Here is a 20025-nt window from a genome sequence, read left to right on the forward strand (position 1 = left end):
CGTCAATATATCCACTATTACAATCACGAACGCATCAGAACAAAGCTAAAAGGCCTGAGCCCGGTGCAATACCGAAATCAGGCCTTGCTCATCTAATTTAACTGTCCAACTTTATGGGGTCAGTTCATAGCGCGGGCCTTTTCAGTCATACCAATTTATCAAGCCGTTTTTTTCTGGCGCTCCAGAGCAGCTTTGATATAGCTGGTAAACAGCGGGTGGCCATCACGCGGGGTCGAGGTGAATTCCGGATGGAATTGCACACCCATGAACCAAGGATGATCAGGCAGTTCCATGATTTCTGGCAGGTTCTCGGTAGGAGTACGAGCCGAGATTACCATACCCACTTCTTCCAGGCGCGGCACGTACAAGGTGTTGACCTCGAAGCGGTGACGGTGGCGCTCGTTGACTTCTGGGCCATAAATGGCTTCAGCGCGCGAACCAGGTTTCACGGGGCAACGCTGTGCGCCCTTGCGCATGGTGCCGCCCAGATCGGAGGTGCCATCACGGTGCTCAATCTTACCTTCACGATCAGCCCATTCGGTAATCAGGGCTACTACCGGGTGCACGGCGGATGGATCGAACTCGGTGGAGTTCGCGCCCACCAGATTGCCCACATTGCGAGCAAACTCGACCACGGCCAATTGCATGCCCAGGCAAATGCCCAGGAATGGCACGCCGTTTTCACGAGCGTATTGAATGGCGCGAATCTTGCCTTCAGTACCACGTTTGCCAAAGCCACCTGGGACCAGAATGGCATCCAGACCTTTCAAGCAATCCGTACCTTCATTCTCGATCACTTCGGAATCCAGGTACTCGATATTGATACGGGTGCGAGTATGGATACCGGCATGAACCAGCGCTTCGCTTAGCGACTTGTAGGATTCGGTCAGGTCTACGTACTTGCCAACCATACCAATGCGTACTTCGTGCTCTGGATTCTCCTGTGCCTGGACCAAACGATCCCACATGGAAAGATCTGCCGGTGGAGGCGACAAGGCCAAGGCATCGCACACCAAGCTGTCCAGACCTTGCTTGTGCAGCATGGCTGGAATCTTGTAAATAGAATCCGCATCCCACACCGAAATCACGGCGTCCATGGGCACGTTGGAGAACAGCGAAATCTTGGCTAGCTCGTCATCAGGAATGACACGATCGGCTCGGCACAGCAAAGCATGGGGGTGAATACCGATTTCACGCAGCTTTTGCACCGAGTGCTGGGTAGGTTTGGTCTTGAGTTCGCCAGCCGATGCAATGAAAGGCACCAGTGTCAGGTGAACAAAAGCGGTGTTGTTACGGCCCAGGCGTAGGTTCATCTGGCGGGCAGCTTCCAAGAAAGGCTGGGATTCGATGTCACCCACTGTGCCGCCAATCTCGACGATGGCAACATCAGCCTCGCCATTGTAGGCAGCCTTGGCGCCACGAATGATGAAGTCCTGGATTTCGTTGGTGATGTGCGGGATAACCTGCACGGTCTTGCCCAGATAATCCCCGCGACGCTCTTTGCGCAGCACGGATTCGTAAATCTGGCCCGTGGTGAAGTTGTTGACCTTGCGCATGCGAGCGGAAATAAAGCGCTCGTAGTGGCCCAGGTCCAGGTCAGTTTCCGCACCATCCTCAGTAACAAACACTTCACCGTGCTGGAAGGGGCTCATGGTGCCCGGATCTACGTTAATGTAGGGATCCAGCTTGAGCATAGTCACGCGCAAACCGCGGGACTCCAGGATGGCAGCCAGGGATGCAGCCGCAATACCTTTGCCCAGGGAGGACACAACGCCTCCCGTTACGAATACATATTTGGTGGTCATTATAAAAGGCGCCTGAGGTCAAATCAGGCGATAGCGGGAAATTTGGATTATAACGGCAAGCGCCCATGCTTGGCGACCCGACAAGTGGCATTTCACAGCGGAAATACCACTTGTCCTTGCAACTATTGACAACAGCAGACGGTGCGATCAGATCGCCTGCGTCCTTTGCTCAAGCCATGTACGTGCCTCACCCTGAACACGGGGCAAGAGACGTTCGCGCACTTGCTGATGATATTCATTGAGCCACTGACGCTCGGCAGCGGTCAGTAGTGCGGCATCTATACAACGCGTATCAATGGGGCACAAGGTCAGGGTTTCAAAACGCAGAAATTGCCCGTACTCGCTGCGCATGGCTGGTACCGCCGCCACCAGATTCTCGATACGAATGCCCCACTGGCCGGGACGATACAAGCCAGGCTCGTTGGACGTAATCATACCGGCACGCATGGCCGAATGAGGTCCGATACGGCCTCGCCAGGAGATAGACTGCGGACCTTCATGCACATTCATGAAGTACCCCACGCCATGTCCGGTGCCATGACCGAAGTCCAGCCCCTGTTCCCACAAAGGCTGACGCGCCAGCACATCAATTTGCTGACCGGCAATGCCCTCCGGGAACACCAGCATGGACAAGGACACCATGCCTTTGAGCACCAGCGTGAAGTCACGAATCTGCTCGGCAGATACCTGCCCCACCGGCACCACTCGGGTGATGTCCGTCGTCCCCCCCTGATACTGCCCGCCCGAATCGATCAGCAGCAAGCCATTGCCATCAATACGGGCATGGGACTGCTGGGTAGCCTGATAGTGCGGCATGGCGCCATTGGCGTTATAAGCAGCAATCGTGCCAAAACTAGGGCTGACAAAGCCTTCCTGACGAGCACGGGCAGCGCAGATATGTTCATCCACATCCAGCTCGTTCACCTCGCTTTGCTGCTCAAACCAGGCAAAGAACTCGCATAAGGCAGCGCCGTCTTTTTCCATGGTTTCACGAACATGATCCAGCTCGGCATCGGTCTTGCAGGACTTGAGCAATTGAGCGGGATTGATGTACTCCACTACATTCAAATGTGCCGCCAGTTGCGCCGCCCAAGCCGTGGTCCGCGCCATATCCAGCAGGATAGGCATGGACGCGGGTAAAGCACGCATGAAGGACGACAACTCGGTATAGCCTTGAACTTGCACGCCGTCCAAAGCCAGCGCCTCCTGTATGCCTGCCGACAGCTTGTTGCTATCCACAAACAGAAATGCCTGATCCGGGCCAATCAACAAGTACGACAGGAACACCGGGTTATAGGACACATCACTGCCGCGCAGATTCAGGGTCCAGGCAATATCATCCAGTGCGCTCAGCAAATGCCAATGGGCGCCCTGCTCCTGCATGGCGGCCCGGGTGCTGCTCAAGTTTTCCTGACGAGTACGGCAGGCAAAAGGGGGCAGATGCTCCACCACCTGGCCAACAGGCGCAGCAGGCCGGACCGTCCAGATCGGGCTGAGCAAATCGGCTTTCAGCACCCACTCCAGCTCCGGCGTGGCCTTTTGCCAGGCCAGCAGACTTTGTGCCGACACCGACTGGCTATCGAGCGTGACTCGCGACTGGGCAGGCAAATGCTCCGCCAGCCAATTGGCTGGCTCCGGCACGCCGGCCTCGCCGGCACGTTGCAATTGAATGCCGCTACCGTCCAGCTCCTTGGCTGCCTGCTCCCAATAACGGCTATCGGTCCACAAGCCGGCCCAATCGGCCGTCACCACCAGGAGCCCGGCCGATCCGACAAATCCGCTGAGCCACTGACGGCTTTTCCAGCGATCAGGCAGGTATTCAGACAGATGAGGGTCGGATGTAGGCCAGATGCTTGCCTGCACGGACTGAAATTGCATTTGTTCGCGCAGCGCCTGCAAGCGTGCGGCAACGGGGGGATGGGCCATGCCAACTTCCTTTACATAAACAGCGTTCACGCACCGATCAAACATAAAAAAAAGCTCCGACTCGCGCCGAAGCTTTTTAAGCCAGAGAGACCGATCAGGCCACCGCACTGACGTCCAGCGGGACGCCTGTCTTGGACTGAATGTACTCAAGGCTGACTTCTGGTGCCAACTCAAGCAACTTTAAACCATTTTCCGTCACTTCCATCACTCCCAGATCGGTAATGATGAGGTCAACCACCCCCACGCCCGTCAAGGGCAAGGTGCAAGCAGGCAGAATTTTCAGGTCTTCCGTGCCATCTTTCTTGGTGGCCACGTGCTCCATCAGGACCACGACACGGCCAACGCCAGCGACCAGATCCATGGCACCGCCCATGCCCTTGATCATCTTGCCAGGGATCATCCAGTTGGCCAGATCACCCTTTTCCGACACCTGCATGGCGCCCAGAATCGCGATATTGATCTTGCCGCCACGAATCATGGCAAACGAGTCTGCCGAGGAAAAAATGGACGAACCGGGCAAGGTGGTGATGGTTTGCTTGCCAGCGTTGATAAGGTCCGCATCAATCTTGTCTTCGGTCGGAAAGGGGCCAATGCCCAGCAAACCGTTTTCCGATTGCAGCCAGACTTCAATGCCCTCGGGCACGTGGTTGGCAACCAGCGTAGGCAAACCAATACCCAGGTTGACGTAAAAGCCGTCCTGAAGCTCCAGGGCGGCGCGTGCCGCCATTTGATCTCTATTCCAAGCCATTATTATCTTGCCTCGCTAATCAGGAAGAACGAACGGTACGCTGTTCAATGCGCTTTTCAGGCTGTGCATTGAGCACGATACGGTGCACATAAATACCGGGCAAATGCACATCATCCGGGTCCAGGCTGCCGGTCTCGACAATTTCCTCGACCTCGACAATGGTGATCTTGCCAGCCATGGCCACGTTCGGGTTGAAGTTGCGCGCGGTCTTGCGAAACACCAGGTTGCCGCTGCGGTCGGCCTTGTAAGCTTTGACCAGTGACACATCGGGCACCAGGGCCTCTTCCATCACGTATTGCTGACCGTTGAACTCGCGAATTTCCTTACCCTCAGCCACGATGGTGCCCACGCCTGTTGCGGTAAAGAAAGCAGGAATGCCTGCACCACCGGCACGCAACTTTTCAGCCAATGTGCCCTGAGGGGTGAAGTCCAGCTCCAGCTCGCCGGCCAAATACTGACGTTCAAACTCTTTGTTCTCGCCCACGTAGGAGGAAATCATCTTGCGGATCTGACGAGTTTCCAACAACTGACCCAGACCAAAGCCATCCACCCCGGCATTATTGCTAATGCAGGTCAGGTTTTTGACTCCGCTATCGCGCAGCGCAGCAATCAGCGCTTCGGGAATTCCGCACAAGCCGAATCCACCTACCGCGACTGTCTGTCCGTCGGCAACGACTCCCTGCAACGCCTCCTTGGCGCTTGGATAGACTTTATTCAATTGACTCTCCAATAACTCTTTAATTGGCCTAAACAGCAAACTTTGTCCAATAATGCCGCTATGCACCATAAGGTGCTATCAGGCATTCTACGACTTGACTACGCTTTCCGTATACGTAAAGCTTAACCCTGAAAAACCGAGTGTATCTGTTTACGCTCATCTTCGGTCCAAGGTTGAGAGCCACCTTGGGGGTTAATGGACACTAGCACACAGCGACCACGTGCATAAATGACATCAGCTTGATTTGCGTCACCTACAAAGACTTCCAGCTCAATGCTGCTGCCGCCGACTTTCAATAATTTATGCACAATCCGAACAGTCGCCGGATACAGGATCGAACGCAGGAAATCCAGGCTGGCATGAGCCAGCACCCCGGTACGTGGAGAAGGTGGCACCATGCCCAGCTTCATCATTAACTGAACACGCGCTTCCTCGATGTAGCGAAAGTAAACCGTATTGTTAACATGATTCATGGCATCCAGATCGCCCCAGCGCACGGCAATATCAAAAGTGGCTCCTGCACCAGAATCTACTACTTGTGTCATTACATGCTCTCCTTACTGATATTTACTGATGAACCCGGAAGCGGACGGACACCCCCCCTAGCCTCTGAACTCAAAACGGGATTGCTCAGACTACAATACAATCGACCGTACGCACAGTACACGAATTTCACCCGCCAACAATCAAGAACAAAGCGCTAAGCCGTAATAGGAGATCAGCAGCAATGTCTGAACGTGAATCGATGGAATATGACGTTATTATCGTCGGCGCTGGCCCTGCTGGTCTGGCCACCGCGATACGTCTTAAACAGCTCGCCCAAGAAAAAGAACAAGAAATCAGCGTCTGTATCCTGGAAAAAGGCGCTGAAGTGGGGGCCCATATCCTGTCCGGCGCCGTCATGGATACGCGCGCGCTGGACGAACTGTTGCCGGACTGGAAAGCGCAAGGCGCCCCCATTTCGGTAGAAGTGACCGAAGACAAATTCCTGTTCCTGACCGAAAAAGGCGCACGCAGCACTCCCATGTGGTTGCTGCCCGACTGCTTCAAGAACCATGGCAATTACATCGTCCGCCTGGGCAATGTCGTGCAATGGATGGGTGAACAGGCCGAGGCCCTGGGCGTGGATATATTCCCCGGCTTTGCCGCTGCCCACATTCTGTACGACGAGCAAGGCGCGGTACGTGGTGTTTTGACCGGTGACATGGGCGTGGCCCGTGACGGCACCCACACCTCCCACTACCAGCCTGGCATGGAATTGCTGGCGTCCTACACGATTTTTGCCGAAGGCTCGCGTGGCCACCTGGGCCGTGAGCTGACCGAACGCTTCAAGCTGGACGAATCCCGCAATGCACAAAGCTACGGCATTGGCATTAAAGAGCTGTGGGAAGTCGATCCGTCCCAGTCCCAGCCCGGTCTGGTGATTCACACCGCTGGCTGGCCTCTGGATTCAGACACCTACGGTGGCTCCTTCCTGTACCACCTGGATAACAATCTGGTCATGGTCGGGATGGTGGTGGGTCTGGATTATGCCAATCCCTGGCTGTCTCCCTTTGAAGAGTTCCAGCGTTACAAAACTCACCCTGCCCTGCGCGCCACATTTGAAGGCGGCAAGCGCATTGCTTACGGGGCTCGTTCCCTGACGGCCGGTGGTTTGCTGGCACTACCCAAACTCAGCTTCCCCGGTGGCGCACTGGTCGGTTGTGATGCGGGCTTCCTGAATGCCTCACGCATCAAGGGTAGCCACGCTGCCATCAAATCCGGTTCCCTGGCCGCTGAAGCCGCTTTCGAAGCCTTGCAAGCGGGTCGCAAGCAGGACGAACTGTCGCAATACGCCGAGAATTTCAAACAATCCTGGCTGCATGAGGAACTGAACAAGGCCCGTAACTTCAAGCAATGGTTCAAGAAAGGTCGCTCGATTGCGTCCGTCATGACCTTTGTGGAGCAAGGTCTGCTCAAAGGCAAAATGCCCTGGACGCTACGTAACAACAAGCCTGACCACGCCTGTTTGCAGCCGGCAGCCGAATGCGCCCGCATCGACTACCCCAAGCCAGATGGCAAGATCACCTTCGATCGTCTCAGTTCCGTGTTTATTTCAAACACCAACCACGAAGAAGATGAACCTGTTCACCTGACGCTGAAGGATCCATCCGTGCCTGTAGCCGTAAACCTGGCTCGTTACGGTGGCCCTGAAGCCCGCTTCTGTCCGGCCGGCGTGTACGAGTTCATCAAGACCGAAACCGGCGACGACAAGCTGCAGATCAATGCACAGAACTGTGTGCACTGCAAAACCTGTGATATTAAAGACCCTACCCAAAATATCGTCTGGGTGCCTCCACAAGGTGGTGAAGGTCCGGTGTACAACGGCATGTAAAAATAACTCTGGCCTTGGCGATAACACCAAGGCCAGACAGTTTGATGCTGAAAAAAACCACCCACTGAACTGCACCCCAAAAGTTGGACATTGATCCGACCTTTAGGGTGTTTTTCATGGCGAAATACAATAGTCAGTTCACACGCGGGTGGTTTTTTTAAGTTCTTTTTGATTTGCGCGATCGGCTGGGCCAGTTAACGACAAATAGCCCCAGTAGAATCAGGCCAGTTCCCATCAACTCCAATTGAGTGGGCCATTCGTCCAACAGCAACCAGGCCAGCAGAACGGTCAGTGCAGGCACACCCAAGCTGGACATACCAGCCAAGGTCGCGCTGACGCGGCTGACCACCGCCATCCAAAGCAACCAACCCACGCCAGTGGCGATCACACCCAGATACAGCACACCGCTAAACATTTGCCACTCCATCACCAAAGAGCGCTGGGGGATCAAGAAACTCAAGGGCAGGACAATGACCACTCCCAAAAGGCATTGCCAGACTGTGGCGTTAAGCAGCTCAACACGATGACGTTCAAATAGCTGCTTGGAGTAAATTGCCCCCAAGGCCCAACTCACACCGCTGAGCGTTGCCAAAACAGAACCCAGTATGCCGCCCATTCCCTTCCAAGGCGCGATCAGGAGCATCAAACCCAAAATCGCAGGCACCATACCCATTACGTGGCGCTTTTGGGGACGCTGTCCCAACATGGGCCAGGACAGCAACAAGATCCAGATGGGCATGGTGTAAGCCAGGGCAACCATCTTGCCCGCCCCACCCACCTGCAAGGAAAACTGGCTAAGCAGCTGAAATCCAGTGGTCTGGAAAATGGCCACACCCAAACTCAGCTTCCAGGGTGTGGGCCGCAAATGTCCGCCTTTAAGACGCAGCACCAACCATAAGAAAACGAATGCCACTGCATAGCGTGCGGCAATCAGATCAACTGGCCCGATGTAGACGGTCATCGCCTTCATCACGACCCAGCTCATGCCCCAGGTCAGCACCACCAAACCCATCAGCGCCAAAGCACCCCTGTCTGCCTGCTGTTCCCCACTCAAACCTTTCCCCTTTTCTTTGAATTCATGGACCGATGTTTTGACCACGGACTCAATGCTAGGCTAATTCCGTATTGTGCAGGCCTCAAAGACACAATAATCAGAAGCAATAAAAAAACCCTGGCTCCGGAAAGAAACCAGGGTCAAACAGGAACTACCAAAAAACTTAGTGTGCTTCGGACAACTGATCCAAAATTGCTGGGTTTTCCAGCGTGGATACGTCTTGCGTGATCGGCTCGTTATTGGCAACAAAACGCAGCAAACGACGCATGATCTTGCCTGAACGTGTCTTGGGCAGGTTCTCGCCGAAGCGGATCTCACGAGGCTTGGCGATAGGACCAATTTCCTTGCCTACCCAATTGCGCAGATCGGCGGCAACCTTGTCAGCCTCTTCGCCCGATGGCAGATCGCCATTGAGCACCACAAACGCCACAATGGCTTCACCCGTCGTTGGGTCAGGCTTGCCCACAACAGCCGCTTCAGCCACCAGTGGGTGGGCAACCAAAGCCGACTCCACTTCCATCGTGCCCAAACGGTGGCCCGAGACGTTCAACACATCGTCAATACGGCCCATGACCCAGAAATAGCCGTCGGTATCACGCTGCGCACCATCACCGGCCAGGTAATAGCCTTTGAGCTCAGGCGGAAAGTAGCTTTTCACGAAGCGATCCGGGTCACCCCAGATGGTGCGGATCATATTGGGCCAAGGTTTGCGAATGACCAGGAAACCGCCATTGCCGCGTTCGACCTCCTCACCTACCTCATCCACAATCGCCACGTCCATGCCGGGAAATGGCAAACCGCAGGAACCGGGTTTCAATGGAGTGGCGCCAGGCAAGGGAGTAATGACATGACCGCCCGTTTCGGTTTGCCACCAAGTATCCACAATGGGGCAACGCTCGCGGCCCACATTCTTGAAATACCACATCCAGGCTTCAGGGTTGATGGGCTCGCCCACCGACCCAATAATACGCAGGCTATCCAGATTGTATTGTTTGGGGTGAATGGCCTCGTCCGCTTCGGCTGCCTTGGTCAAGGAGCGAATAGCGGTAGGTGCCGTGTAGAACACCGTCACGCCGTGGCGCTCAATCATGTTCCAGAAACGGCCAGCATCCGGATAGGTAGGCACGCCTTCAAACACGACTTGTGTCACGCCAGCGGCCAGAGGGCCGTAGGTGATGAAGGTGTGGCCTGTTACCCAACCGATGTCGGCTGTACACCAGAACACATCGCTGTCTTTGGCATCGAAGGTCCACTGTACGCTCAGCATGGCACCTAGCAGGTAGCCAGCCGAAGAGTGCTGCACGCCTTTAGGCTTGCCAGTGGAGCCAGAGGTGTACAGAACAAACAGAGGGTGTTCTGCATTCACGGACACGGCTGGGCAATCGCTGCTTTGGCCCTTGACGGCATCTTCCCACCACAGGTCACGGCCTTCGTGCCAGGCAACAGGCCCGCTTGTACGCTTGTACACGATAACGTGACGCACGGCTTCGCAGTCGCCTCCGCTCAGGGCTTCGTCAACTGCATTTTTCAAAGGGATGGCACGGCCACCGCGACGTTGCTCGTCAGCGGTAATGACCAAGGTAGCGCCCACGTCCACCGCACGTTCGTGCAAACTCTTGGCCGAGAAACCACCAAACACCACAGAGTGGGTAATACCCAAACGGGCACATGCCTGCATGGCCACAATGGCTTGCACCGACATGGGCATATAGATCAGGGCGCGTTCGCCGGTTTTGTAGCCCAGGGCTTTCAAACCATTGGCAAACTGGCAAACTTGTTCGTACAGCTCGCGGAAGGTCACTTTAGTGACTTCGCCACCGTCAGCTTCAAAGATCAGCGCGGTTTTGTTTTCGGTGGGTGTGCCCAGGTGCTTGTCCAGACAGTTAGCCGAGACGTTCAGCTCACCATCATGGAACCACTTGTAAAACGGGGGCTTGCTATCGTCCAGAACCTGGGTGAAAGGCTTGGTCCAGACCAGACGATCACGGGCCAACTCCGCCCAGTAGCCGGGATAATCCTGCTCGGCCTTCTGGCAAAGCTCCTGGTAGGCTGCCATGCCAGCGATGCGAGCATCGCGTTCCAGATCCGGGAACACGGGAAATACCCGACTTTCCGACAGGACGGATTCAATAGACGTTGGACCGCTCATAGTTTGGCTCCTTTATTTTCCAGATTTGGTGTTTTTTTTGGGATGCGCAAGGGCAGCCCAGCTTAATTTTATATAAACGTAACGTGCCTTACTTACTCAATCCTGACAACTGAGATCGGCTTGATTCTTGGCCAAAATGCCACGCGGAAAATTCAAACGCGACAGGATCAGCAGGCCCGCCAGAAAAAACAATCCCGTGCAGGTCAGAGCCAAACGGTGGTTTCCACCACTTAGCCAAGTCACCAGGCCATAAGACAGCGGACCACATACGGCAGCCAACTGAATGGCAAAGGTCCACAAGGCGAAAAACTCGGCCAAACGGCTCTTGGGTGCCAACAAGCCCACCATGGCCCGACCCGCACTTTGACTACTTCCTATACATAGCCCGGCAACGGCTGCTGCGGTCCAAAATCCGGCCAAAGAACGCGTACTGACCGCAATCCCCACCATGACTAGCCAAGCGCACAGCGTCAGTGCCAACGCACGCCGATGGCCAATGCGATCTTGTACATGGCCAAACAGCAACGCCCCCACCGCTGCCGCGATATTGACGGTAAAAATCAAGGCCATGGTTTGCGCCATCGTAAAGCCCATGGCCTCAGTGGCGTACACCGCTGACAAGGTAATAATGACGGCAATCCCGGCCTGATAGGCAGCACCACACAACAACAAGGTGCGGAAATCGGGAAAATGCTGATGCACATCGCGCGCCGATGCAATCAAACGCGACAGCATGCCTTGCTGCTCTGCGCCACTAGGCGCACTGCGTTCGCGCAGAAACAAAAAAGAAGGCAAGGCCGACAGAGCAAACAAGGTAGCCGTAATCAAAGCAATGCCCGGTACATACTCCTGAGCCGTCCAGCCCTGCGACGTTGCCCAGGTCAAGAAACCGAGAGACAGCCCCAAAGCCAACATACCCCCAAAATAGCCAAAACCCCAGCCCCAACCGGAGACTCGTCCCAAGGCGTCAGGCCGAGCGATTTCCGGTAAGAAAGCGCCGATAACGGACTCGCCTATGCAGTAGCAATAATTGGATAACGCAATGAAAACCAGAGCCCAGACAATGTCATTGGGGCCGGCCCAATACAACATCACGGTTGCCAACACGCAACCTATGGTGCTGCTAAACAAAAGCCGTCTTTTGCCTTGACGGGCATCGGCTTTTGCACCGAGTCCGGGCATGGTCAACATGATGCTTAAATACGAAGCAGACAAGGCCAAGGTCCATGCCAAGGTAGCCCAACTGCGGCCTTCAGCGATCACACCTACAAAATAGGCACTGTAAACACTGGTCAAAATCACGGTGGTGTAGCCAGAGTTTGCAAAATCGTACATGGCCCAAGCCCACAACTCACGCAGCCGTACTCCTTCATTTAGTGCTTTCCCTAGGGCTTGTCCTATAAATCGCATCATTCAATCTCTATAAACAGTAAAACTTCGCTCTATTTCGGTTAATTTCCTGCAAGCCACCCAAAAGAGCACTGGACCCATGAACAGGGCCTAAAAACCGCTGCCAGCCACACTTTGCAACTGTATGATTCAATCGCAAAATACACTCCTACAATGCTTTACGGTGCAATTATCATCCGGTACACTGCTTAGCACTCAACGCACAGCAACGTTCGGCAAAGTATGGTGCTTTTAGCCATACTTACAGCCCTGATACCCATCAATTGCTGCTAATTTCAGCAAAAATAGGCATCAAGGTTGTGCTGCTGCCCACCAAGTCCTTAAAAAAGCCCTGGTCATGCCGCCACATTACCTGAATCCACCCGCACTTTTGCATATTACTTATCGCAGCGCCAAGTATCTTTTGTTAGCCGGTGCGCTAGCCTTAACCGGGTGCGCCACCACTGGAACTCAACAGTCCAGCCAGAACAAAGATCGTGCAGAGCTGGATCACGCTTACTACGCCGATTACGAATTCCAGACCGAGTCCGACCCGTTAGGTACGTATCTGGCCAATCGCGCTCGCAACGACATTAATATTGCGTATAGCAGCGATCGTCGCCAAGGGCGCACCGAAAGCCGCAGCAGCCGAAACGCTTCCTCTAACCATGGCTTGGCCACCACTGCCCTTAATTTTCTGGGCGTGAAGTACAGCTTTGGTGGCGACGCTCCCAGCACTGGCTTTGATTGCAGTGGCCTGGTGTCTTATGTCGCTGAAAAATCCCTGGGACTGAAACTGCCCCGCCAATCCAAAGACATTGCTAAAGAAGGCATCTCAGTTAACCGTAGCGAGCTGCGCAAAGGCGACCTGGTGTTCTTCAATACCCGTGGCGCTCGTTTTTCTCACGTAGGCATTTACTTGGGCGATGACAAATTTGTTCATGCGCCTCGCACTGGCGCCGTAGTACGCGTTGAGAGCATGCAAGTGGGTTACTGGAAAAAACGCTATAACGGTGCACGGCGTTTGGCCGCTGCCGATACCCAGCAATCCGAAGCCCGTCTGCGTAGCGTCAAGTAAAGACCGCCCTGCTGCCATTTCAGGCAATACACAAAAAAGCCACTGTGATGAAACAGTGGCTTTTTTTCTTACAGATTCCTTCTTTGCCCCAGTAAGTCATGCCGCCAATCTAGTGGCTCTTGGACTTACCGAGCGGACAAGACTCACAATAGCCGCATTGGGTTAAGGCTTGCTTCATACTGCAAACCGAGCGTCGGCAGGCGACCACTCGAATACCGGACTTCAAGGCAGCGGCCCGGAAGGTTTTCATGACGTTGTGACCCAGGAAATCGGTCAGGAGAATCAACAAATCGGTGCCCGAAGGCAACTGCAGGGTTTTTTTCTGATGCGCGGGATCACGACCGCTAATATGGTGTTTGATCGAAATATTGTGGATCTTGAGCAGGTCGGGAATATTCCCCAGACGGTCTGCTCCAACCACGACTGCACTGACGTATTGAGACACAGAAAGCTCCATTGGCTAAGAAAGTTGGATAATGATAATCATTCTTATTATCATAGTCAATTGAGCCGATAGCTTGTTTCAATTTTTACTTATAACCTTCGACCATAAGTCTTACCAACTTTGCAATCATCCGCTGGCAGCACAAACAAGAAGAGCCACCGTGTGATCACGATGGCTCTGTTACCAGCCCAACAGCCGCTGCTTTACAACGGGCTACCAGTCTGCTTTTCATCCAGAGCGCTAAGCACCACATCGCGGGTCAATTCCGGTGCCAACATCTCTAGCAACTCGAAAATGTAGTCACGTAAGAAGGCCCCGGCTTTCACCGCTACCTTGGTATGGTGCGCGCCGAACAAATGCCCTGCTGGCAGGCCCACCAAACCCTTGTCACGACGCGGATCGAACGCGATGCCTGCGATGATACCGATACCCAGACCGACATCAACGTAGGTCTTGATCACGTCAGCATCAATAGCTTCCAGCACAATGTCCGGAGTGATGCCGTACTTGGCAAAGGCCTCATCAATCGAACCCCGACCCGAGAAGGCATGGTCGTAAGTCACGATGGGATATTGCGCCAGGGTTTCGATGGACAGTTGCTTGTTGGCAGGCAGATCAGCCAACGGGTGATCCGGCGTCACCACCACCGTGTGCTCCCAGGTGTAGACCGGCAACGCGACCAGGCCCGGCGTCAAGGCCAGGGTTTCAGTTGCAATCGCAACGTCGGCCTGCTCGTGTAGCACCATCTGGGCCAGCACGGGTGGGCTACCTTCCGCCAAGGACATATGGACCTTGGGAAAGCGACGACGGAATTCAGGGATCACCTTGGGCAGCAAATATCGTGCCTGGGCATGGGTACAAGCAATGACCAAAGTGCCCTCATCGCGGCGGGCGAAGTCGTCGCTGACACGCTTGAGGTTGTCGATCTCGCGCATGATGCGGTCAATCACCTCGGCGACGGCTTCGCCCGGTCGGGTCAGGCCCTTAATGCGTTTTCCATGACGTTCAAAAATCTTGATGCCCAGCTCATCTTCAAACTCGATGATCGCCTTGGACACCCCCGGCTGGGAGGTATAAAGCGAACGAGCGGCTTCAGTCAGATTGAAGTTACGTCGGATGGTCTCTCGGACAAAGCGGAATTGTTGAATATTCATATGTTAATAGCCCCAGGTACAGAACTATTATATGTAATAAGAAGCAGCCCGCTTATTGCATTAAGTTATATATATAGATGCAACCATTACGTCATGCTGATGGTTGTATTCATTGTATTGGCGTGAGCCTGCCAGCGAGCCGTAACGGTTTTGGTCTGTGTCCAGAACTGAACAGCCTGTTTGCCGTTCGGGCCCAAGTCACCCAACTTGGACGCACGCGAACCCGTGAAGCTGAACCAGGCCACCGGCACAGGGATGGGGATATTGATACCAATCTGGCCTACGTCGATACGGTTCTGGAAGTAGCGCGCATGGCCGCCATCCTGGGTGAAGATGGACACGCCATTACCATTGGGGTTGCGATTAATGAACTGCACCGCTTCTTCCAGGGTGTTGACGCGCACAATGCACAGCACAGGCCCGAAGATTTCTTCTTCGTAAATGCGCATGTCAGCTTTCACATCATTGAAGATGGTTGGGCCTACAAAGTTGCCGCTTTCATAGCCAGGCACCTTCACGCCACGACCATCGAGCAAGAGGCTAGCACCTTCCTGTACCCCAGCTTCAATCAAGGACTCCACACGCTGACGAGCACGTGGCGAGACCAGTGGGCCCAAATCGGCCTGACGATCAGTACCGACATTGACCTTCATGGTTGCGGCACGCTTGACCAGCTCATCGATCCACTCGCCGGTTTCACCAACCATGACGGCCACCGAAATCGCCATGCAGCGCTGGCCTGCCGCACCAAAAGCAGCACCCAGCAACTGGTTGATCGCTACATCACGATCGGCATCTGGCATCACGATGCAATGGTTTTTAGCACCCATCATGGCTTGCGAGCGCTTGCCTGCCTCCGTCGCACGACGGTGGATCTCGGTGCCGACAGCAGTCGAACCAATAAAGGACACGGCTTTGACTTCGGGGTGAGTGACCAAGGCATTGGCAATCTCTGCACCGCCGTGAACCACGTTCAGCACGCCTGGCGGCAGACCGGCTTCCAGAGCCAGCTCGGCCAGCATCAGACTGGCGCTAGGATCCTGCTCGGAAGGTTTGAGCACGAAGGTATTACCGCAAGCCACGGCCAGCGGGAACATGAAGCAAGGCAGCATCACCGGGAAGTTGAATGCGGTCACGCCTGCACACACGCCCAAGGGTTGGATCAGGGTGTAGACATCAATACCACCTGCGGCGTTTTCTGCATACTCGCCCAACTGCATCGAAGCAATGGAACACGCGTATTCGATCACCTCCAGGCCACGGCCTACTTCACCTTCAGCATCGGGCATGGTTTTACCGTGCTCACGCGAGATGGCCTCAGCCAGCTTGGTACTGTTTTCACGCACCAGACGCTGCAGATTCAGCATGACGCGCATGCGAGCGCCCTGGCTGGAATGGCGCCAGCTTTCATAGGCTTTGGCCGAGCTGGCAATAATGGTCTCCAGCTCTTCCATTGTGGCGTAAGGCACTTGGGCCACCACTTCCTGGGTGGCTGGATTGAGCACATCGTCCCAACGGGTGCTCTTGGATTGAACATGTTGTCCATCGATCAGCAAAGGTACACGAACCACTTCCGTCATAGCATGTCTCCAATGAATTGCTCAGGCGGCTAAGCCTTATTTGTTATCCCACTTGTATGAGGGTTCTCATCGAGTGTAGAAGCCTCAAGACCCGTTTACCATGATGAAAAATGCACAGGAGCTGGGCATTTATGCACAAGTCTTTTTCAAGGCGGGCTCATCACGATGGACTGGGATAATCTGCGTTATTTTCTGGAAGTGGCTCGCTGCCAACGAATCAGCGTCGCGGCCCAGAGGCTGGGCGTGCAACACAGCACCGTAGCCCGCCGTATTCAAGCCTTGGAGCAGGAATTGGGCTTGCGCCTGTTTCACAAGTCCACCGTCAGCGGCTATAGCCTGACCAGTGAAGGGCTGAATCTGCAGCAACGCATGGAGCCAGTAGAAAACCGCTTGCTGGCGGCACGAGATGCGATTACCGGCAAGGCCAGACCTTTGACAGGTAAGCTGCGCCTGGGCTGCACCGAAGCCTTCGGCAGCTATGTACTGACACCCTTACTCAGCATTTTTCAGACTCAGTATCCGGAGCTGACTCTGGAGCTGCTGCCCGTGCCCCGGCCTATCAGCCTGTCACGTCGGGATGCGGACTTGGCCATTGCACTGGAGCGCCCCCAGCGTGGGCCGTACTGGTGCACGCGTTTGGCTGACTACAGCTTGCGGCTCTATGCCCATCAAGATTATTTGAATAGCCACCCACCCATAGAAAGCGTGCAGGATCTGTCTCGGCATCGCTTTATTGCCTATGTAGATGATCTGGTGTTCAGTGACAGCCTGCGCTACCTGGAGGAAATTGTCCGATCTGCCGCCGTACGCTTTCGTAGCACCAGCGTGATTGCGCAATATCAGGCTGCCTTGCAAGGACAAGGGATTGCCGTGCTGCCCTGCTTTTTGGCGAAAACCGATCCACGCTTGCGCTGTGTTCTGCCCGATCAGGTGGAGTTGCGTCGCCGCTTCTGGATGTTCTGCCATGAAGAGCAACGTCAAAATCCCAGCCTGACCCGGTTGTGGCACTTTCTGAAGCAGTCGGTGGAAGAGCGACAAGATTTGCTGGATGGGGCGTAAAGATCAGCTTCCTTCTATACACCTCAAAGCATAGAGAAAGACCGAGCCTGCCTCGGTCTTTTTACATTTACCTCCCTAACTCTTGCAGACCCCGCCTCAGGCGCCGATTCCCAGCCGTAGCCTCACTCCTGAACGCTTAATTCCCTCCTTCCGCATTCTGCTTAATTTTTAAGTAATGCGAATTATTTACATTGACCGACGGTCGGTCGGTAATTACAATCACCTCCGCTTGGCCTTCTGATCTCTCCCACACCTCAGGAAACGTTGTTATGAACTCCCATTGGTTTTCCAGAACCCATTCGGCAGAAATGGGCTGGTCGGCTTCACCTCGTTTGCGCTACACCGCGCTTGCCACCACTTTAATGTTGATCAGCGCACAGTACGCGCAGGCACAAACCACCGCGCCGTCCTCTCAAAAACCCACTACATCCAACGCCCAGCAGTCCGACGATGTGGCTACCCTGCCTTCAATCACTGTCACATCCCAGAGTGGCTCAGACACGGAAAACGGCCCGGTACAAGGTTATGTGGCAGAAAAATCCCGCATCGGTACCAAGACCAGCACCTCCATTCTGGAAACACCCCAATCGGTTTCCGTTGTGACTCGCGAACAAATGGATTTGCAACAACCCACCAGCAGCAGTGCTGCCTTGCGTTACGCTGCCGGTGCGACCAGCGAACGCTATGGTGGCTTTGGCAGCTATCTGGATATGACCCGTATTCGCGGTGTGGACGCGGACTACTACCTGGATGGACTGCGTGTTATCGGCAACCCCGGTAGCTGGCTGCCCCAAGTAGATGCCTATTCTCTGGAACGAATTGAAGTGCTGCGCGGGCCTGCCGCCGCCATTTATGGTCAGGGAACCGGCGGCGGGATCGTGAATCAAGTCAGCCGCAAGCCGCAGGACATCGCCGCCCATGAACTGAATATTCAATATGGCCGCTTCAACCGCAAGCAACTGGGCTTTGACAGCACCGGCCCCATGAATCAGGACGGCACCTTACTGTACCGAGTTACAGCCAGCGGGCTGGATAGCGAAGGCCAAATTGAGGACACACGCCACAAACGGCTCTACCTCGCCCCCGCCATTACCTGGCGTCCCAACACGCAAACATCATGGACAATTCTGGCTACCCACTCGCGTGAGCCCGAGTTGCCCAACTACAACAGCCTGCCCGCTGCCGTTCTGGGTCTGGAGGGCGGGGCTTATCCTGAAGTGGACCGTCATCGCAACTTCACGGACAGCAACTTCGCCCAGTCCTCCCGCAAGCAGAACTCCATCAGCTCCTTGTTCGAGCACGAGTTCGACAATGGCTGGAATTTTGTCAGCAACGCTCGCTATATGTATGTGCAGTCCAATATTCAGCGCGGCGTAGTGTATGGCTATCAGGACGTCAATGGCATGCCGCAGTTGAAAGGCTCGTATGAACTGACGCCCGCCAAGGTCAACACCTTTTCGATGGACAACTATCTGCGCGGCGAACTGAAGTTGGGTGCCACCACGCACACGGTTCTGGCTGGCATAGATTACTCCAAGGGTACCCTCAGAAACGAGCTGTACAGCGTTGGCCCCATCCTGTTTGACCCGTATGGCGACATTCACCACCCAAATATCTACCCGGACTTCACCACCAGCTACGCTGCACCCTGGAAAGTCCAGCAGAACTTCACCCGCGTTGGTGTGTATCTGCAAGACCAGATTGCTTACGGGCGCTGGCGTCTGACCTTGAGTGGCCGCCACGACTGGTCCAAAACCGACGATCAGACCCACAGCTACTCCCCCACTCCGCGCGACACCCATCAAAACGACAAGAAATGGAGTGGCCGCGCCGGTTTGAGCTACCAGTTCGATATGGGCCTGGCTCCCTACATCAGCTACGCCACTTCCTTCGATCCGATCCTGGGTACCAATTACAAAGGTGAAGCCTTTGTCCCTATCGAGACCAAGCAAACTGAACTGGGTATCAAGTATCACCCTGCTGGATCGAAAACCTTGCTGAGTGCTGCCGTCTTTCAGCTTGAGCAAACCAATGTCAAAACAGCGGATGCCAGCCATCTGGGTTTCAACACGCAAGCCGGAAAAGTGCGTACCCGTGGCCTGGATCTGCAAGCTACAACCGAGCTGGCCCGTGACCTGAACCTGATTGCCAGCTACACCTATCTAGACAACGAGCTGGTGCAAGACGCGAGCTATCAAGGCAAGAGCCTGACACAAACGCCCAAACACAGTGCCTCCCTGTGGATGGACTACGCCTTCAAGCAAGGTCTACTCAATGGTCTGCAAATGGGAGCAGGCGTTCGCTATCTAGGCAAAACCTATGGTGATCCCACCAACAAGCTGGAAGTTCCCTCGGCAACGCTGGTGGACCTGGGCCTGAACTACAACCTAGGCATGCTCTCCCCAGACTTGAGCGGCGCGACCCTCAGCCTGAATGTGAACAATCTGACGAACAAGCAGTACATCGCCAGTTGCACCTCTCGCCTATATTGTTTTGTTGGTCAGGATCGAACCATTACGGCCAGCCTGAACTATCGCTGGTGATCC

At 54.8% G+C, this 20025-nt stretch carries 16 protein-coding genes; 5 read left to right on the forward strand and 11 right to left on the reverse strand.

All coding sequences use genetic code 11. From position 1 onward, the window contains the following. The coding region (locus AB7E06_RS14020) for an IS3 family transposase (protein WP_427955672.1) at positions 1–96 on the forward strand (96 nt) is incomplete at its 5' end. Positions 97–158: 62 nt separating this feature from the next. On the opposite strand, the gene AB7E06_RS14025 is transcribed toward AB7E06_RS14020, so the two are convergent. From AB7E06_RS14025 to AB7E06_RS14045, 5 genes are all read right to left on the reverse strand, one after another. Then, complete coding sequence (locus AB7E06_RS14025; protein WP_094197277.1) at positions 159–1805, reverse strand: CTP synthase; 1647 nt, start codon at positions 1803–1805, stop codon at positions 159–161. Between the two features lie 147 nt (positions 1806–1952). Then, positions 1953–3731 carry an aminopeptidase P family protein gene (locus AB7E06_RS14030; protein WP_427957351.1) on the reverse strand — a complete coding sequence of 593 codons (1779 nt, stop codon included), beginning with the start codon at positions 3729–3731 and terminating at the stop codon, positions 1953–1955. Between the two features lie 94 nt (positions 3732–3825). Further along, the gene (locus AB7E06_RS14035) at positions 3826–4479 is read right to left on the reverse strand and encodes a CoA transferase subunit B (protein ID WP_042482349.1); all 654 of its coding nucleotides are present in this window, start codon (positions 4477–4479) and stop codon (positions 3826–3828) included. Positions 4480–4498: 19 nt separating this feature from the next. Further along, positions 4499–5197 carry a CoA transferase subunit A gene (locus tag AB7E06_RS14040; RefSeq protein ID WP_094197279.1) on the reverse strand — a complete coding sequence of 233 codons (699 nt, stop codon included), beginning with the start codon at positions 5195–5197 and terminating at the stop codon, positions 4499–4501. 122 nt (positions 5198–5319) lie between these two features. Next, positions 5320–5742, reverse strand: a complete 423-nt coding sequence (locus AB7E06_RS14045) for an acyl-CoA thioesterase (protein ID WP_108727741.1) — start codon at positions 5740–5742, stop codon at positions 5320–5322. A gap of 182 nt (positions 5743–5924) precedes the next feature. Here AB7E06_RS14045 and AB7E06_RS14050 point away from each other — a divergent pair, with 182 nt between their 5' ends. Continuing rightward, on the forward strand, positions 5925–7571 hold the full coding sequence (locus AB7E06_RS14050) for an electron transfer flavoprotein-ubiquinone oxidoreductase (protein WP_162496901.1): 1647 nt from the start codon (positions 5925–5927) through the stop codon (positions 7569–7571). Between the two features lie 157 nt (positions 7572–7728). Here AB7E06_RS14050 and AB7E06_RS14055 read toward each other — a convergent pair whose 3' ends face one another. The 3 genes from AB7E06_RS14055 to AB7E06_RS14065 all read right to left on the reverse strand — a co-directional run bounded on the left by AB7E06_RS14055 (position 7729) and on the right by AB7E06_RS14065 (position 12187). Further along, positions 7729–8625, reverse strand: a complete 897-nt coding sequence (locus AB7E06_RS14055) for a DMT family transporter (RefSeq protein ID WP_234354320.1) — start codon at positions 8623–8625, stop codon at positions 7729–7731. A 163-nt stretch (positions 8626–8788) separates the two neighbouring features. Then, entirely contained in the window at positions 8789–10774 is a 1986-nt protein-coding gene (acs, locus tag AB7E06_RS14060) for an acetate--CoA ligase (RefSeq protein WP_427957355.1), read from the reverse strand. A 96-nt stretch (positions 10775–10870) separates the two neighbouring features. After that, entirely contained in the window at positions 10871–12187 is a 1317-nt protein-coding gene (locus tag AB7E06_RS14065; protein ID WP_162496902.1) for an MFS transporter, read from the reverse strand. 334 nt (positions 12188–12521) lie between these two features. On the opposite strand from AB7E06_RS14065, the gene AB7E06_RS14070 reads away from it, so the two are divergent. Beyond that, positions 12522–13241, forward strand: coding sequence for a C40 family peptidase (locus tag AB7E06_RS14070; protein WP_395013561.1), 720 nt, complete (start codon positions 12522–12524; stop codon positions 13239–13241). Positions 13242–13350: 109 nt separating this feature from the next. On the opposite strand, the gene AB7E06_RS14075 is transcribed toward AB7E06_RS14070, so the two are convergent. The 3 genes from AB7E06_RS14075 to AB7E06_RS14085 all read right to left on the reverse strand — a co-directional run bounded on the left by AB7E06_RS14075 (position 13351) and on the right by AB7E06_RS14085 (position 16420). Further along, on the reverse strand, positions 13351–13686 hold the full coding sequence (locus tag AB7E06_RS14075; RefSeq protein WP_009456553.1) for a DUF2325 domain-containing protein: 336 nt from the start codon (positions 13684–13686) through the stop codon (positions 13351–13353). Between the two features lie 203 nt (positions 13687–13889). Then, positions 13890–14840, reverse strand: coding sequence for a CysB family HTH-type transcriptional regulator (locus AB7E06_RS14080; protein ID WP_427957356.1), 951 nt, complete (start codon positions 14838–14840; stop codon positions 13890–13892). 86 nt (positions 14841–14926) lie between these two features. Next, positions 14927–16420 carry a CoA-acylating methylmalonate-semialdehyde dehydrogenase gene (locus AB7E06_RS14085; RefSeq protein ID WP_094197286.1) on the reverse strand — a complete coding sequence of 498 codons (1494 nt, stop codon included), beginning with the start codon at positions 16418–16420 and terminating at the stop codon, positions 14927–14929. A gap of 165 nt (positions 16421–16585) precedes the next feature. Here AB7E06_RS14085 and AB7E06_RS14090 point away from each other — a divergent pair, with 165 nt between their 5' ends. Then, positions 16586–17479 carry a LysR family transcriptional regulator gene (locus AB7E06_RS14090; RefSeq protein ID WP_427957357.1) on the forward strand — a complete coding sequence of 298 codons (894 nt, stop codon included), beginning with the start codon at positions 16586–16588 and terminating at the stop codon, positions 17477–17479. A 269-nt stretch (positions 17480–17748) separates the two neighbouring features. Continuing rightward, complete coding sequence (locus AB7E06_RS14095; protein WP_427957359.1) at positions 17749–20022, forward strand: TonB-dependent siderophore receptor; 2274 nt, start codon at positions 17749–17751, stop codon at positions 20020–20022. The last annotated feature ends 3 nt before the right edge of the window (positions 20023–20025 follow it).

The organism is Alcaligenes sp., assembly GCF_050255915.1.
Lineage (GTDB): Bacteria > Pseudomonadota > Gammaproteobacteria > Burkholderiales > Burkholderiaceae_B > Alcaligenes > Alcaligenes aquatilis.

Excerpts from the sequence above, each read along its gene's own strand:
- AB7E06_RS14045 (WP_108727741.1), bottom strand. The coding sequence starts at position 5,742 with ATGACACAAGTAGTAGATTCTGGTGCAGGAGCCACTTTTGATATTGCC.
- acs (WP_427957355.1), bottom strand. The coding sequence starts at position 10,774 with ATGAGCGGTCCAACGTCTATTGAATCCGTCCTGTCGGAAAGTCGGGTA.
- AB7E06_RS14070 (WP_395013561.1), top strand. The coding sequence starts at position 12,522 with ATGCCGCCACATTACCTGAATCCACCCGCACTTTTGCATATTACTTAT.
- AB7E06_RS14030 (WP_427957351.1), bottom strand. The coding sequence starts at position 3,731 with ATGGCCCATCCCCCCGTTGCCGCACGCTTGCAGGCGCTGCGCGAACAA.
- AB7E06_RS14085 (WP_094197286.1), bottom strand. The coding sequence starts at position 16,420 with ATGACGGAAGTGGTTCGTGTACCTTTGCTGATCGATGGACAACATGTT.
- AB7E06_RS14050 (WP_162496901.1), top strand. The coding sequence starts at position 5,925 with ATGTCTGAACGTGAATCGATGGAATATGACGTTATTATCGTCGGCGCT.
- AB7E06_RS14065 (WP_162496902.1), bottom strand. The coding sequence starts at position 12,187 with ATGATGCGATTTATAGGACAAGCCCTAGGGAAAGCACTAAATGAAGGA.
- AB7E06_RS14025 (WP_094197277.1), bottom strand. The coding sequence starts at position 1,805 with ATGACCACCAAATATGTATTCGTAACGGGAGGCGTTGTGTCCTCCCTG.
- AB7E06_RS14095 (WP_427957359.1), top strand. The coding sequence starts at position 17,749 with ATGAACTCCCATTGGTTTTCCAGAACCCATTCGGCAGAAATGGGCTGG.
- AB7E06_RS14090 (WP_427957357.1), top strand. The coding sequence starts at position 16,586 with ATGGACTGGGATAATCTGCGTTATTTTCTGGAAGTGGCTCGCTGCCAA.
- AB7E06_RS14035 (WP_042482349.1), bottom strand. The coding sequence starts at position 4,479 with ATGGCTTGGAATAGAGATCAAATGGCGGCACGCGCCGCCCTGGAGCTT.
- AB7E06_RS14080 (WP_427957356.1), bottom strand. The coding sequence starts at position 14,840 with ATGAATATTCAACAATTCCGCTTTGTCCGAGAGACCATCCGACGTAAC.